The following is a 231-nucleotide window of genomic DNA, read 5'->3' as shown; positions in this document are numbered from 1 at the left end:
ATCACAGCGAGATTGTCAACGCCATCAAAAGCCTCAATGGTTTTGGTTTCGTCGACGCCCAGGACATTAAGAGGGAGATATGGATACTTACGGAAGAAGGAAGAAAATACTCAATTGAGGGATCGCCTGAAGTACAGCTCTTCCTGTCCCTCCCAGAGCAGGGTAGTATCTCAAAAGAAGAACTTCAGAAAACGCTTGATCCTGCAGTTTTTAAAATTGGTTCTTCCCAGG

General features: G+C 45.0%; 1 protein-coding gene. It reads left to right on the top strand.

The window, feature by feature from the left end; genetic code table 11:
- On the top strand, positions 1-231 hold a 231-nt coding region (locus tag C6N31_RS43255), incomplete at both ends, for a hypothetical protein (protein ID WP_198359770.1).

This window comes from Streptomyces fildesensis, from assembly GCF_016107395.1.
Taxonomy (GTDB): domain Bacteria; phylum Actinomycetota; class Actinomycetes; order Streptomycetales; family Streptomycetaceae; genus Actinacidiphila; species Actinacidiphila fildesensis.
This window is presented reverse-complemented; position numbering and strand designations above follow the sequence as displayed.